The organism is Flavobacterium sp. K5-23 (assembly GCF_023278045.1).
GTDB lineage: Bacteria > Bacteroidota > Bacteroidia > Flavobacteriales > Flavobacteriaceae > Flavobacterium.
Window position 1 is genome coordinate 2041520 of the sequence record NZ_CP056783.1, and the last position, 15385, is coordinate 2056904.

At 33.6% G+C, this 15385-nt stretch carries 16 protein-coding genes; 3 read left to right on the forward strand and 13 right to left on the reverse strand.

Features of this window, described 5'->3' with window-relative positions:
* Positions 1–39: 39 nt before the first annotated feature.
* Both FLAK523_RS08865 and FLAK523_RS08870 read left to right on the forward strand, forming a co-directional pair.
* Positions 40–222 carry a hypothetical protein gene (locus tag FLAK523_RS08865; RefSeq protein WP_248902710.1) on the forward strand — a complete coding sequence of 61 codons (183 nt, stop codon included), beginning with the start codon at positions 40–42 and terminating at the stop codon, positions 220–222.
* On the forward strand, positions 215–766 hold the full coding sequence (locus FLAK523_RS08870) for a Smr/MutS family protein (protein WP_248902711.1): 552 nt from the start codon (positions 215–217) through the stop codon (positions 764–766). Before FLAK523_RS08865 ends, FLAK523_RS08870 begins: the two co-directional genes overlap by 8 nt.
* 131 nt (positions 767–897) lie before the next feature.
* On the opposite strand, the gene FLAK523_RS08875 is transcribed toward FLAK523_RS08870, so the two are convergent.
* Positions 898–1851, reverse strand: a complete 954-nt coding sequence (locus FLAK523_RS08875) for a hypothetical protein (RefSeq protein ID WP_248902712.1) — start codon at positions 1849–1851, stop codon at positions 898–900.
* Between the two features lie 288 nt (positions 1852–2139).
* On the opposite strand from FLAK523_RS08875, the gene FLAK523_RS08880 reads away from it, so the two are divergent.
* On the forward strand, positions 2140–3264 hold the full coding sequence (locus FLAK523_RS08880; RefSeq protein WP_248902713.1) for a cysteine desulfurase family protein: 1125 nt from the start codon (positions 2140–2142) through the stop codon (positions 3262–3264).
* A gap of 58 nt (positions 3265–3322) precedes the next feature.
* On the opposite strand, the gene FLAK523_RS08885 is transcribed toward FLAK523_RS08880, so the two are convergent.
* From FLAK523_RS08885 to FLAK523_RS08940, 12 genes are all read right to left on the reverse strand, one after another.
* Entirely contained in the window at positions 3323–4537 is a 1215-nt protein-coding gene (locus FLAK523_RS08885; RefSeq protein WP_248902714.1) for a cation:proton antiporter, read from the reverse strand.
* Between the two features lie 159 nt (positions 4538–4696).
* The gene (locus FLAK523_RS08890) at positions 4697–5683 is read right to left on the reverse strand and encodes an MlaD family protein (RefSeq protein ID WP_248902739.1); all 987 of its coding nucleotides are present in this window, start codon (positions 5681–5683) and stop codon (positions 4697–4699) included.
* An 8-nt stretch (positions 5684–5691) separates the two neighbouring features.
* The gene (locus tag FLAK523_RS08895; protein WP_248902741.1) at positions 5692–6444 is read right to left on the reverse strand and encodes an ABC transporter ATP-binding protein; all 753 of its coding nucleotides are present in this window, start codon (positions 6442–6444) and stop codon (positions 5692–5694) included.
* A 6-nt stretch (positions 6445–6450) separates the two neighbouring features.
* Positions 6451–7233, reverse strand: coding sequence for an ABC transporter permease (locus FLAK523_RS08900; RefSeq protein WP_248902742.1), 783 nt, complete (start codon positions 7231–7233; stop codon positions 6451–6453).
* A gap of 178 nt (positions 7234–7411) precedes the next feature.
* Positions 7412–8278 carry a ribose-phosphate pyrophosphokinase gene (locus FLAK523_RS08905; protein WP_248902743.1) on the reverse strand — a complete coding sequence of 289 codons (867 nt, stop codon included), beginning with the start codon at positions 8276–8278 and terminating at the stop codon, positions 7412–7414.
* A gap of 6 nt (positions 8279–8284) precedes the next feature.
* Positions 8285–9787, reverse strand: coding sequence for a thymidine phosphorylase family protein (locus FLAK523_RS08910; protein ID WP_248902744.1), 1503 nt, complete (start codon positions 9785–9787; stop codon positions 8285–8287).
* Between the two features lie 108 nt (positions 9788–9895).
* On the reverse strand, positions 9896–10189 hold the full coding sequence (locus FLAK523_RS08915; RefSeq protein ID WP_248902745.1) for a chaperone modulator CbpM: 294 nt from the start codon (positions 10187–10189) through the stop codon (positions 9896–9898).
* Positions 10186–11085: a DnaJ C-terminal domain-containing protein gene (locus FLAK523_RS08920; protein ID WP_248902746.1), complete on the reverse strand. Its 900-nt coding sequence runs from the start codon at positions 11083–11085 to the stop codon at positions 10186–10188. The genes FLAK523_RS08915 and FLAK523_RS08920 overlap by 4 nt, the downstream gene beginning before the upstream one ends.
* A gap of 198 nt (positions 11086–11283) precedes the next feature.
* Positions 11284–12447 (reverse strand): phosphatidylserine/phosphatidylglycerophosphate/cardiolipin synthase family protein, encoded by a 1164-nt coding sequence (locus FLAK523_RS08925; protein ID WP_248902747.1) that lies wholly within the window; start codon positions 12445–12447, stop codon positions 11284–11286.
* On the reverse strand, positions 12437–13537 hold the full coding sequence (locus FLAK523_RS08930; RefSeq protein ID WP_248902748.1) for a site-2 protease family protein: 1101 nt from the start codon (positions 13535–13537) through the stop codon (positions 12437–12439). The genes FLAK523_RS08925 and FLAK523_RS08930 overlap by 11 nt, the downstream gene beginning before the upstream one ends.
* Positions 13538–13977: 440 nt before the next feature.
* Positions 13978–14373, reverse strand: a complete 396-nt coding sequence (locus tag FLAK523_RS08935) for a DUF2784 family protein (protein ID WP_248902750.1) — start codon at positions 14371–14373, stop codon at positions 13978–13980.
* Between the two features lie 88 nt (positions 14374–14461).
* Entirely contained in the window at positions 14462–15382 is a 921-nt protein-coding gene (locus FLAK523_RS08940) for a 1-phosphofructokinase family hexose kinase (protein ID WP_248902752.1), read from the reverse strand.
* Positions 15383–15385: the final 3 nt, after the last annotated feature.

Here is a 15385-nt window from a genome sequence, read left to right on the forward strand (position 1 = left end):
TTTTTATTTCATTACTTTTGGAATCTGATATTTAAGAATATGAAAAAAATAATATTTCCAATTATGTTAATTGCGATAGGAGTGGCTTTCTATGAGCAAGTAAGTAACGATAAAAATGTATATGTAATGGTAATTGCAATCGTCGTTTTCATGTATGGAATGATGCGATTGAGTGCAAAGACGCCAAGTAAAAACCAAGAAAAAGATAACGAAGATGTTTAGTAAAGGAGATAAAGTGTCTGTGCTTGATGAAGCTATAAATGGAGTTGTACTCGCAGTCAAAGACAAGGAAATTAGTATTGAAACAGAGGATGGTTTCGTGATGACATTTTTTGTCAATGAGCTTATTAAAATACAGGAAACCAGTAACTTAATGAATTCTATTAGAAGCATTAATATAAGCGAGGCCGCGAAGGAGAAAGAGATTCCAAAACCGAGAAGTTTTGTTAAAGAACGCAAAGATAAGAACGAAATTTCGGCTCCTGAATTTGATTTGCATATTGAAAAATTAGTAAAAAATAAACACGGACTTTCTAATTATGATATATTAACAATACAGACGGATACTGCAAAACGACACATTGAATTTGCCATTCGCAATCGCATTCCAAAAATTGTTTTTATACATGGTGTTGGCGAAGGCGTGCTTAAAGCCGAACTTGATTTTTTATTAGGACGCTATGATAATATTGCTTTTCAGGAAGGAAATTATCAAAGATATGGTCAAGGTGCAACGGAGGTTTTTATAAAGCAAAATAGTAAATAGGCTTTAGTTTTGGTCCAAAAAAAGTCCCGTTTTACAGCTGTAAAACGGGACTTTTTTTTGGAATTATTTAGGTGTTTTTTGAGTGCTTTTCTCTTTAGATTTGAGTCTTTATTTTGACTCAAAATAAACGATTAAATGGTCGTTAAAAGGTCTCCGTAAACAAAGTTATCTCCTAGTAAAAAGGTACTGTTCCCCTTCTTGAAAGTTACCTTTTTAAGAACGATTGTGTGTTTAAAACTATTTGGTCCATTAGTTGTAGTAGTTACTTCTATGATCCCACTTACGTTTGAAATTCCAGTTGCTGCATTCCATTCTTGACTAATTGAAGGGGTGGTAGGAACTGTAGTATTACAGAAATAAGTACCAGTCAAAAGACCTGAAAATAAACGGTATGTAAGGATGTTTTTAGTAGTTCCAATAGTTCCAATTCGTGGAGTGTTTAATGGTGTAACTACGTCTGAGATTAGGGTTTTGTCTATGTCTAATGTTAGTGATTCACTACTTGTATAGTTGTAAATAATATTAGAATTACTGCAAATTTCAACCGTTTTGTCAAACAAAAAAGGCAAGGTTACTGCTGTTGTTACATAGTCTCCAAAAGGGAATGTTTCGTAAAATTGAGTACCAATGCTTTTGTTGAAAGTGATGTTGTTAAAAAAGATATTGTGGTTGTATCCTGTAATTCGGCTGCTGTTTTCAGTAGTGTTAACTGTCTTAATTGCCGTAGTTTTTATGTTTATTTTTCCGTTACTAGCGATCCATTGGTCAGTAACTATTGGAGTTGCCGCAGGTATGGTTTCGCATATATTCGCTGCGGAAACAGTACCGTTATAAAAGCGATAATACACCCTATTACTGCTATTAATGTCTATAATTGTATTGGTTAGACTTATGTCATTTGCAAAGGATGTACTTGGGATTTCAAGAAGTAAAGCTTCTCTTTCTTTTAGTTTGTAGATAATGTTATTTGTACTGCAGCTTTGTGTAATAGCTTCTTCAAAACTTATATCTTCCTGTATTAAATCACCGTCATCACAACTGTTTAGTAACAACGCAATTGCCAGTATGCTTACAACTCTTTTCATTTCTATTTTTATTTGAAACAAAAATAGAATTTTTAATCTGTTCTAGATACATGCCTTAACAAAAATGCTCAAATTAACCTCCTTTTTAGTTTTATGTCTTTAGTTTTTTTTTAAAAGAAGTGATTATTGTTTGATTATATTATTGCTGATTATGAATAATTTTGAAGCGAATAGAAATCATTATCTTTGTGTTTTTCTAGTAATAGTTGCTATTCTTTTTGTAATTATAAAATTAGAATTGTTTAATCATAAAGTATTGTATTTCAGACGAAAGTTAAAAATTTATAAATGAAAAAAGTATATCTCGATAATGCCTCAACTACCCAGATTCGCCCAGAAGTAATTCAGGAAATGACTAAAGTGATGACTGAGGATTTTGGTAATCCATCATCAACACACGGTTTTGGCCGAAATGCCAAGAGTGTTTTGGAACTTTCCAGAAAAACAATTGCTAAAAATTTAAACGCTTCGGCACAAGAAATTATATTTACTTCTTGTGGTACAGAGGCTAATAACTGGATTCTTCGTTCAGCTGTTAAAGATTTAAAGGTTGAGCGAATAATCACAAGTAAGATTGAGCATCATGCGGTTTTGTATACTGCTCAAGCCCTACAAAAGGAATTTGATATTCAGCTGGATTATGTGGCTATAAAACCAAATGGTGAAATCGATATTACGGACTTGGTTGAATTACTTTCACAAGGGCATAAGACTTTAGTGAGCTTAATGCATGTGAATAACGAGATAGGAACCGTTTTAGACTTAGAAAGAGTAGGGGTTATCTGTAAGGAGCATAATGCATTGTTTCATTCGGATACGGTTCAATCTATAGGGAAAACGGAGCTTGATTTGCAAAAGTTGAACGTTGATTTTATAGTTGCTAGTGCACATAAATTTCACGGGCCTAAAGGTATTGGATTTGCTTTTGTTCGAAAAAATTCCGGATTACAACCTCTTTTCTTTGGTGGAGAACAGGAAAAAGGAATGCGTGCAGGTACTGAAGCGGTACATCAAATTGCTGGAATAGCAAAAGCTTTGGAGTTTTCGTATGCTAATTTAAATGCTGAAAGAAATCATATTTCCGAATTGAGACGTTATTTGATAGAAACTCTTGAGGTTGAGTTTCCGGCCTTTTCCATCAATGGTGTTTCAGATGGTTTTTATAATATGGTCAATGTTTTACTTCCCTTTTCGGACGAGAAAACGGCTATGATTTTATTTCATTTAGATATGAAAGGAATTGCGGTTTCACGCGGAAGCGCCTGTCAAAGTGGGAGTATAAAGGCATCTCACGTACTTGCGGAAATGCTTTCAATGGAAGATTTGAAAAAACCAAGTTTACGTATTTCTTTTAGTCATTACAACTCAAAGGAAGATGTTGATTTGCTTATAAACGCTTTAAAAAGTATATAAAACTAAAAAAATCCGCTAAGGCGGATTTTTTATTGAAAATATGTTTTTGAAATGTAAACTATTGGACTTCCTCCTCTAATTCTCTTTTTCTTCTTCTTTCTTGTAATATTGAATCCCTTTTTTTAGCTGTTACCATTAATCCTATCATCATAATAAATGCGGTCAATAAAATGACTTGTATAATCAATGATTTATTTACTAATAATACCATGTTTTCTGGGGTTATAGAAAGAAATAACAAGATGGTAATTAATCCTCTAGGCGCTACAAACAGCAAAGGAGACATTGGCATTTTAGATAGTTTTAATTGAATTAATCGTAAAACAAAAATCAGGAATACTATCCCAATGGACCAAACTAATGTATCCGTATTGATGATTTCAGCCGTTTCGATCAAATAACCAAAAAGAAGAAAGAATAAGGCTCTAACTAAAAATGTTGCTTCAACTATAAGTTCTTTAAATTTTGAAACTTCCTTATTCAATAAGTCAAGACGAAAGCTTTCAAACCATTTTAAATGCTTTAACTCGTCCAAATTACCAATAGATAATCCAAATACTAAAATAAAAATAAGCGCAGGTAAGTGGTATATTTTTGAAACTTCATAGATCAAGATTATAAGTAGAACAATTGGAACAAATTTAATGTGATGATCAATTTTATTCAATAGAAATGAAAGTAATATAGTGGCCACGAATGAGATAACGATGATAATTAGGATATCTAAACAGAAATACCCAAAAGTATCTAGCCCAAAACTGCTGTTAAAAGCAATAAAGTTGAAGAAGACTACCCCAAAAATATCAGATAAACTACTCTCGTAAATAATGAATTCTTTTTGCCCTGAAGTTAGGTTTCTTACACTTGGTATGGCGATAGCACTGCTTATTACACAAAAAGGAATAGCATTTGTCAAGCTGTCTTTAAAAGAATATCCACCATAATACTGCAACAGAAAAGCCAAAGAAAAAGCCAATACTATCAATGGGAGAAAGGCTCCCAGAGAAGATTTTTTTATCAAATCAATTTTAGACTTATTGAGTTCCAGTTCTAGCGAACCTTCTAGAACAATCAAGATAAGTCCAATTGTTCCTAAAACCGGTAGTGTTGATGTAAGGTCTGGGAGATTAATATCAAAAAAAATGGTTGCTTGTCTAACAAACCAACCCAATAGAAGTAATAATATTACTGAAGGAATTTTTGTCCTTGAAGCGGTAAGGTCAAATAAGTAAGCGACCAGCAGCAAAATACAAAAAGAAATTATGATCGTCATAGGGTTATAAATTGGTATTTTTAAATTGTTATTTTGTTTGTAATCGGTATTAAACTGATACAAAGGGCGATGTAAGATAGTGCTTTAGGTTGTTTAACACAAAGATTTGTAGTTTTAAAAAACAAAAGGACTTTTCGTTTTTTTGTAAACGGCTGTAAACTAGTCTGCTGTTTTTTTCTGTTCCTTTAATTTCTTTTTTTCTAGTTTTCTAAAATACCCTCTAAATAAAAAATTATGTTTTAATGCCTCCAGATTTTCGTTTAATCGTTTGCTGGCTTCATTGACATTAGTCATTGTCGAGTCTATTTTTTTAACCAGTTTAGGGTCATTCGAAAGATAGTTTAAAGCTCCTTTACCTTCTTTAGCGTTTATAATAGTCTTGTTAAGGTTGGCTACCACCTTATTTATTTCGGTGCTTGACTTGTTTAAATTACCTACTATATTTTTAATTTTATTGGCTACAGCCGTATCTTTTAAAACGCCAATTATATTATCTTTTTTATCCAATGAGCTAATGAGTTGGTTTAATTTTGTTAAGGATTCAGAGGAATTTTTACTTGTTGTTTTTAAATAAGACATAGTTTGTTTTAAGTCTTTCGCTATGAGGGTATCATTTAATAATACACCCACAGTTCCCTTTCCTTTAATAATTTCATCAGTAATTGTGAGTAAATTTCCTGTAAGAAGTGCTGCGTTTTGATTGGTCACGCTCAATGTGTTTAAAAGATCATCTGTTCGAATGCGATTTAAAGAACGAATTTGATCTCCAGGATTAACTGCAGGCATTGTGCCTTCTCCTGGGACAATATTTATAACCATACTTCCTACTAGACCATCAGAACCAATAGTAGCAATTGCATCTTTTTTTATATGTTTAAAAATAGATTTGTCAATAATCATATCCACTATAATGGTGGTGTCATTAACCATATCGATTCCTTGAACAGTTCCAACTTTTATTCCTGAATAGCGTACATTATTCCCTAATTGTAATCCATTTACATTGTTGAAAACGGTTTCTAAATGACTGGTTTTACCAAACATTTGTTGTTTGTTACCAATGAAATAAATGGCTAAAATAAATAGCAATAAACCTATAATTACAAAAAGGCCAAGTCGTATTTTTTGCGATGTCGTTTTTTCCATATCTATACTTATTTAAAAAAAGCTTGAACCTTTGGGTCCGTTGAAATTGATAGTTCTTGGTAAGTTCCCTCAGCATAATTGATTCCGTCAACTAATAATATCATTCTATTCGAAATCGCTCTGGCACAATCCACATCATGTGTAATGATAAGAGCGGAAGTATTGTATTTTTTTTGGATAGAAGTCATAAGCTGTATAATTTCCTTAGCTGTTATGGGATCTAGCCCTGTAGTGGGTTCGTCATAAAGAATAATCTTGGGCTGAAGGATTAATGTCCTTGCCAAGGCAACTCGGCGTTTCATCCCGCCTGATAATTCTACAGGCATTAAATTGATTGTATGTGCCAGACCAACGTTTTCTAATGCTTCTAACACTAATGGTGTAGTGTCTTTTAAAACACCAAATTTTTTAGTGTGGCGTCTTAATGGGAATTCAAGATTTTCTCTTACAGTCATCGAATCATAAAGGGCACTACCTTGAAAAAGAAACCCAATTTCTGTTCGAAGTTCATCTAAAGAAGAGCGATCTAATTCACCAATATTCTCACCCATTACCTCAATTGTTCCACTATCTGGAGCTTCAAGCCCTATTAAGCATTTTATCATTACTGACTTTCCTGAACCTGATTTCCCCATAATAACCAGGTTTTCCCCTTCATTCAAAACCATATTAAATCCATTAAGCACATGGTTGTCTCCATAACTTTTTTTTAAGTCACTGATTGCTATAATTGGTCGCTTATTTAGAGAAGGTTCATTCATAATTAGTTATAAATCATAAAAAATATCAGTTACAAAGACGGCTACAAAATCTATAATAAACAGGAGCATTGAAGTAAAAACCACTGCGGTATTTGCCGCAAGTCCCACGCCAGCTGTCCCTTTTTTACAATAATACCCTTTAAAACAACCAACTAATCCGATGGCAAATCCAAAAAAGAAAGTTTTAATGGTTGCAGGTATTAAATCACTAAATTCCAAGGCGTCAAAAACTTTATTGTAATACAACAAAAAAGAAACATCCCCTTTTATGTTTTCAACCAAAAACGAACCGTAAATAGCAATCGCATCGCCAAAAAAAACCAAAACGGGAAGCATAAAAGTTGTGGCTAATATTCTGGTAACAACTAGGTATTTAAACGGATTTGTCCCTGAAACTTCCATAGCATCAATTTGTTCTGTAACACGCATCGAACCTAATTCAGCGCCAATTCCTGACCCAATACGTCCAGCACAGATCAAAGCGGTAATAATTGGACCTATTTCTCGAATAATCGAAATACTTACCATTGAGGCCATCCAGGAAACTGCGCCAAATTCTTGAAGTGTAGGTCGGGATTGCAAGGTGAAAACTAATCCAATTATAAAACCCGTTACCGAAACAAGAAGTAGAGAACGGTTTCCCATATTATAACATTGCCTAAGGAATTCTTTAAATTCCATAGGGCGTTTAAAAACCTCTTTAAAAAAGCGACCGGCAAAATAGGTGAGTTCGCCAATTTCAATTAAAAATAATTTTAATGCTTCGATTATTTTAAAAATACTATTCATTAAGTAGCTATGAATTAATTTTTAACAAGAATAGGTTACTCAAATATACGATTATTATGCTGGTTTTCAGAGTTTTTAGGTGTGGTTTGTCGGTTTTACAGTTAATTAGTTGAAGTATTAGAGGGTATGATTCCTTTAGGATTATTATAGTTATTACTTTCAAATCTTTTAATAAACATCAAATTAAAAGTAAATCACTGATGTCAATCCTGTTGCTTTCATGTGGAATGGTATTGCAGGTAATTATTTCTTTGGCACCTGAATTTAATATTTCTTGATATGCATTTCCAGCAAAAACGGCATGAACTCCTATGCATATTGGTGGTTTCATTCCTGCAGTTTTTAGACGTTTAATGGTTTCAATCATTGTTCTTCCCGTAGAGATTATATCATCTACTAGAACTGGTGTAAAGTCCTTGTATTTTTCTATTAAAGGGACTGAAATTTCCACGTCTCGATCTCCATGTCTTACTTTAGTTAGTATTATATAAGGGGCATTTGCATTTTTAGCAACTTCAGAAACCCATTGTTCACTTTCACTATCCGGACCTATTAAAATAGGGTTTTCAATAGTGTATTTTACCCATGAAGAAATATGGTTTGCGGCATGTTCAACTCTCGATGGGATGGTGTATATTTCTGATAGAGAACTTCTTCTATGTAAATGAGGGTCTATAGTTATTAAAGTATCTGCCATACTTGAAATAATATGGGCAAAGTATGTTGAAGTTACCGCTTCCCCAGGTTGAAATACAGTGTCCTGCCGCATATATGAAAGGTAAGGCGCAATAAGAGTAACGGTTTTAGCGCCTAATTCTTTTGCTGTTTTTGCCATAAAATACAAAGGGAGTAATTTTGAATCCGGATTATGAAGTGTACACACCAGGATTACTTTTTTATCTTTTACATCAGATAAGATGCGAACATAGGTTTCCCCGTCCGGGAATGCTCTTATTTCTATGAAGCCTTTCTCGGCTTTTTCTTTATGAATAAGTATTTCCGTAAGTATTTCATTTCCAGGTAAAGCAAAAACGATTTTTTTCATAAGATTTTATTGAATTAAAATAATATCTGGTTCTGATTTCAAATACTCCATCGCGTAATTCAGCTCCCCTTTTGTTTCGGAATATATGCAAAACAAAGCATCTCCTTTGTTCACTTTTGTTTTCAAAGGGGTCAGCAATAAAACCCCCGCAGTCAAATCATGCGGAGCACCTGCAAGTTTTGCTATTTTAGCGAGCCTACGATTATCAATTTCAGTAACAACGCCAGATTTATGCGCCTGAATATCTATTTTATGAATAGCCAATTTGGGTTCTCTAAATCCACCTTGTGCTTTACAAATGGCAATAAATTTTTCATAAGCCTTTCCGGAAGAAAGTATTTGTTCGGCCCTAATAATGCCGTTTTTATTTTTTGATTTCTCGGCTAAATCGATAATGCTTCCTGCAATAAGTAGTGCCCTGTCTCGTAAATCCTGTGGCGCATTTTTTTCGTTTCGTAAAACACTTAATACGTCCATTGCTTCGAGTGAAGGCCCAATACCTCTGCCTACAGGTTGCGAACCATCTGTGAAAAGCACCTCTACTTTTAGACCGATTGCTTTTCCAACTACCTTGAAATAATATTTTAGTTTTTCGGCATCTTCTTCTGTTCTAACTTTTGCGGTTTTTCCAATAGGAATGTCAATAACCACATGTGTCGAACCTGCAGCTGATTTTTTTGATAATACCGAGGCAATCATCTGTCCTTCTCCATCAATATCCAGTGCTCTTTCCACACGAATTAAAATATCATCTGCCGGACTCAGTTTTATGGAACCGCCCCAGACAAAACAGCCGTTTTCTTTTTCAACGACTTTTTGGATTTGTTTCATATCAAGATTTACATCTGTCATAGTTTCTAGAGTGTCTGCAGTACCAGCTGGCGAAGTTATGGCCCTGGAAGAAGTCTTAGGTATGATAAGTCCGGCTTCAGCCACAATCGCCACTACAATAGGAGTAGTCCGGTTTCCGGGAAGCCCACCCACACAGTGTTTGTCCACCACAATTTTACTATCCCATGAAAGTTTTTGTCCTGAATTAACCATGGCTTCAGTAAGCCCAATGATTTCGTGAATATCGAGATTATCACCGGCACATGCAGTAATGAAAGCAGCAATTTCAATGTTGGAGTAATGACCTTTTACAATATCGTTTATAATATTTTCAAAATCGACTTTGTTTAACTTTTTACCATACATTTTTGAGCGAACACTTCCCATAGAAACAACGGGTTGTACGTGCGAAAAGCTGATTTCATCACCTTCTTTTGCTCTTAAACTTTCCCATGCGTATTTAGAAAGTCCGGCTTTCCCCGGTTTCAAAATCCCATCTGTAATCGTGTTTAATGTGGCTATAATTGATTTTCCTTTTACGGTAACTAATATCCTGTTATGGGCTTCAAACCCTTCTGATATACAAATGTGGCAGTCCCTTCGCATGAAAACAACATGTTCCATTTGGGTGTCAATTCCAAGGTGGACAAGATTTAATGTATTAAAGTTTGAGGCCATAAGTTGTATGATTTCGAATGAAAAACTTAGAAATAAAATAAAAACCTTCTTTTACAACTAGTATTTAAAAGAAGGTTGTAATAACTGAAGTGTAATACTCCTTTTTTATTAATTTTCATAAAGTCGCAATCTGTTTCTGACCAAAATTAATTCGGTTTGCAGAGCGTCTATTTTCTGTAACAGGTTTAAGACCACGTCAATTCCTTCTATATTAACATCTAATTCATGGTGCATGCGAATTATCTTTTCAATCTCATAAATAGAATCCTGATGTATATATTGGTTTTGCTCAATAGTTTGTATTTCGATTAACCCCATTTCGTTCAAATGAATAAAGAAAGCTAGTTCCACTTTATAATGGGAGCAAAGAGTAGGGATTAGTATGAAGTTTTCTGTGTTCATAATGTTCTTAACTTAGAAAGTTCAGTAATTAATTCTTTTTCTTTTTCTGTTAGATTTGTGGGTATATCAATTTGATAGTCTATATATAAATCTCCAAATGCACCTTCCTTTTTATAAACTGGAAACCCTTTTCCTTTCAATTTCACTTTAGTGCCATTTTGTGTTCCAGGTATAACTTTGAGTTTTACTTTACCGTCAAATGTGTCAACAGTTATTTCTCCACCTAATAAAGCTTTGTATAAATCGAGATTTACAGTAGAGTATAAATTGCTTTTGTCCCTTTTAAAATTAGAATGGTTATCAATGGAGAATGTAATGAATAAATCTCCTTTTGGTCCACCACTAACACCGTCACCACCGTGTCCTGGAATTTTAATTTGCTGACCGTTTTCTACACCTGCCGGAATGCTTAGTCTTATGTTTTTACCGTTTATTGTAAGTGTTCGTTTATGAGTTGTATAAACGTCTTTTAGATCAAGATGAAGTTCAGCATTAAAATCTTGGCCTTTATATTGGGCACTGCGTCCACTTCTTCCTCCTGAAGTTCTTCCTCCAAACATAGATTCAAAAAAATCTGAAAAGTCTCCACCTCCTGAAAAATCTTGATACCCGCCTTGTTGGCTTTCTCTTTGGCGTTGTTGCTGCTGATTGGCTTTTTCATATTGCTCTGAATGTTGCCAGTTTTCTCCATATTGATCGTATTTTTTACGATTTTCAGGATTACTTAAAACCTCATTAGCCTCATTGATTTCCTTAAATTTTTTCTCAGCTTCTTTATCATTAGGATTCAGATCGGGATGGTGTTTTCGGGCAAGTTTTCGGTACGCTTTTTTAATCTCAGCCGGAGTTGCACTTTTATTTATTTCTAATATTTTGTAATAGTCTATAAAAGCCATTGAATGAATGTTTTCTGATTAGTGTCTAAATAAACAGTTATGTAGTTTAAAGTATCAAAAATAAGTTATGTTTAAGATTCAATGAATGAGTTTTAAACTGAAAGTAACTACTCTCAAATTTAATCAATTTTTGGCTGATAATTTGGAATAAAACGTTTTATTTCAAAGGTTTACAGCGTTAATTCAGGTGTTTTTTTTCTAATAGATGCTTTTGAATCTTTTATAAGGAAAATAGGTAATCAAATTAAGTATAAGTCTTGCTACCCAATAAGACATAAAATTTAAAAAATCCGAATAAAATGTTTTTCTTTTTTTTAGTGATTCGATTGAAACTTGTTGACATTGACTTATGATATCATTTAGATGCAATAAGTAGGTGCTTGAAAATGATGTGGATTTAATTTCAGCATTCATTTCGATACTTCCAAAAGAACTTAGATTATTCAGATTAAAGGAACCAATTGTGGTCCAATTTCCATCTACCACGGCTGCTTTGCCGTGAAGAACGGTTTTATTCCATTCGTATAATTCCACTTTATTATGTAGCAGCATAGAATAAATATGGTAAGTTGCCCTTCTTGAAAGTGGAACATCTGATTTTCCTGAAAGAATCAATATTATTCTAACATTATTGTTAGCTGCTGTTCTTAATGCTCTTTTGAGTCTTCCGCCGGGGAAAAAATAGCTTCCCACAATGATTATTTCTTTTTTTGCATTTATAAAGGATTTTAAATACGCTTTATATATTTCGTTTTTTCTTTTCAACCAGTCATTTTGAATAATACTTACAACGGTATCTTTCCGGGTGTTAATAACGGATTCTATTTTTCTATGATAAATATTTCTATTTTTATAATAAAGGTTTCTACACAACAATTGAATTGCTTTTCCTATTATGGAATCATTAATTTGAATTGAATAATCCAGCCATGGTTCCGTAGTTGTTGAACCAAAGTATTTATTGGAAATGTTTATTCCTCCTATTAACACGATACTGGCATCAGAAACAACTACTTTATGATGTAATCTTCTCCCGATATAAAATGAATTTGTCGAAAAAAAAGGGGAAAAGTGACGTATCTTAATTCCAATTTCGGTAAGTTTTATTATAACGGATTTCGGAAAAGAAAAGGACCCAAATCCATCTATTAAAATGTATATTTTCACTTCACGATTCGCTGCTTTTATTAGCAGATCTATTATTTGTTTACCAATGTCATCATTTTCAAAAATATAGAATTGTAAATGAATCTCATATTTAGTATTCTCGATAATAGTTTCTAATCGGGAGAAATAGTCTTTTCCACTTTCAACTAATTCAACGCTTTCTGGAATACTCCCTGGATAGTTGCTAATTGACATGGGCGTTTTTTGTTTTTACCTCTTTGATTAAAAGAAATTCTAAAAGATTCTCCGTGTCAAGCGTTCCCACAAGTTTGTTGTTTTCTAAGACTAGTAATAGGTTGGATTTATTGTGATATACAAGCTCAAAGATATTCTCTAAATGGGTGTCAACATCGAGATATATTAAATTCCTGTTCATAACTGTATGAATGGCCGTATTTTCTCCATCATTAGAAAGGGCCAATATTATCTGGTCTCTATTTAGTGTACCTACTGGTTCATTATTCTCGGTTATCAAAAAAGTTTTAGACTGACTGTCAAGTAATAATTCAACTGCTTTTTTTATGGTGTCAGAAGCTTCAATTGTAAAATACTGCTTCATAAGTACATCTCTAACGGTAAATCCTTTGAGTCTAAATTTCGATTCGGTATATTCCGTTTCCATTTGGGCTCCCATAATGACAAATATTCCTATAAATATCAGAAAAGGATTGGAAAAAAAACCTAAAAAAATAAACCCCATAGCTAAAAGTTGCCCAATTCTAGCTGCGATTTTTGTTGCCACATGCCTTTCTAATTTGAATGCCAAAATCGCTCTTAATATTCTTCCTCCATCCATTGGGAAAGCCGGAATTAAATTAAAAACCGCTAATACGATGTTTACAATAAAGAAATTAAGAAAAAAATTATCAGCATTTACGCCCCCGGCTAATTCCTTCATTAAAATTTCAGGATTTTCAGGAATCGAAATAAAAAGGCCTGTTATAATAGCCAATCCAATATTTACTAATGGTCCAGCAAATGCAACAACTAGTTCTTCCGCAGGTTTCTCAGGGATGCGCTCTAATCTAGCCACTCCTCCTATGGGTAATAGTGTAATATCTTTGGTTTTTATACCATAATTTTTAGCCGCTAGTGCATGTCCCAATTCATGTAAAAAAACAGTAACAAAAATGGATAATATAAAAAATACGGACCAAGCTATTTGTAGCGCATTATATCCCGTTTTATAATTGATGTATATTATAAATACAATAATTAAGGAGAATGTCCAGTGTATAAAAACTCCAATACCAGCTATTTTTCCGAGTTTGAAAGATCCTTTCATTTTTTGAATTTTTTTTTATTATTATTATTATTAAGTATAATGAAATTGCGAACAAAGGCGCAAATAATTAAAAAATAATATATTGTAGTCCGAGTAAGAAGAAATTGGATGAAAGTAACGTTACACTAAATTACAATAATTTTCTTGAAGAATTGGAGAAATCTAGGATGAAGATGAAATTTACCTTCTTCATATTCAGGTCATTGACTAAAGAACTGTTGCGGCTTAATTAGCTGTCCAATATTTGTCAATACTATAAATAAAAGCCTATGACAAGCGCAAGAGTCAACAGAAAATAAAAAGTTGATACGATTACACAAATTCGCAATGTTTAATATATGGGAATCTGTAAAAAAGGGCCTAAATAAATCTTATGAACCAGGGAATCAGAAATAAAATAAATCATTTTAAACCAATGTATGTACGCTATTAAAGTGATATCATTTTTTTAATTTTCTTTTCAGGATTCTTTTCTTTACTGCAAAGTAAATGCTGATGAAATAAGCAGAAGAAAACACAGCCACTGTCGTGACGTCAACAAAACTTTCCAGCAGATTAATCCCCGTTATTTTTAAAAGCAGAAAATGGATATAAGAATTGCTTTCATCATTATAACCCAGAAGTTGGCGTACTTTCCAATGCCAATCCGTAAACGGGCAATAACCTATCCCGTACCAAATTCCCAATACAACCCAGGAAAAGGCAGTAAGGGACAGTGTGATTAAGTTTACAAACCTCCATCGTGGAATGACCCATCCGAACACGTTGAACAAGACGAGAACAGTATGAAACAGGAAGAAAAAATAATCAATGAGATGAAGCATAAGTTTACTCATAAAATCAAGTAAATGAAATATTTATTTAAACTAGATTGCAAATGTTTTTAGTTTTCCAATCAATCACGATTATCTGAACCTTAAATATTTACAATATTCTAATTATGTTATGAACGTCTTCTTTATGTGCCAATGCTGTTCCTTCTCCCATTGTAGCTGCTACACCGCAAGCCACGCCCCATTTTAGCATAATTTCAGGCGAATAATTATTTAGTATCGAATAAATTAGTCCCGCCACCATACTATCACCCGCACCAATAGTACTGTTAACCGATACTGAAGGGGTTGATTGATAAAACACACCTTCCTTGGATGCTATAAAAGCACCTCTGGCACCTAGTGAAACAACCACATATTTTGCCTTTTCGGATTGTATCAGTTCTAAAGCAAACTCTTCCTGTTCTGAACTGGATAAAAAATCCTTACCTGCAAGTAGCGCTAACTCCCGTTGATTGGGTTTCATTAGATAGACTTTTTCTTTGAGCGTTTCCTTCAAGGCGGGACCGGATGTGTCCAATACTATTTTTAGGTTTTTATGCGAGAACTTCCGAATTAATTTAGCGAAATAATCTGCTGGCATTTCTTCGGCCAGACCACCACTTAAAACCAAAATATCATTAGGTTCAAGAATTTTTTCTATAGTATTTTCGATTTCAGCGATTTCATCTTTAGTTAAAGTATTTCCGGGCATCCCGAAACGGTACTGCTGTTTGGTTTGTGTATCAACAACGGCTAGATTCTCCCTTGTCCAAGCCTTAATGGGAATGGACTGCGGTTTAATATTCTCTTTTAGGAGTAATTCGTTTAAAAGCGCTCCGCAATTACCTGCAAAAGGGAATACACAATTAGTGGTTACATCTAATCGATTCAGTACTCTTGAAATGTTAATTCCTCCACCTCCAGGATTGTACTTAATGGAATGACATTTTAGCTTTTGCTCTGGGATAATGCCATCCACTTTTGCACTTTTATCTAAGGCAGGATTCAAGGTTAAGGTTACTATATTCATATT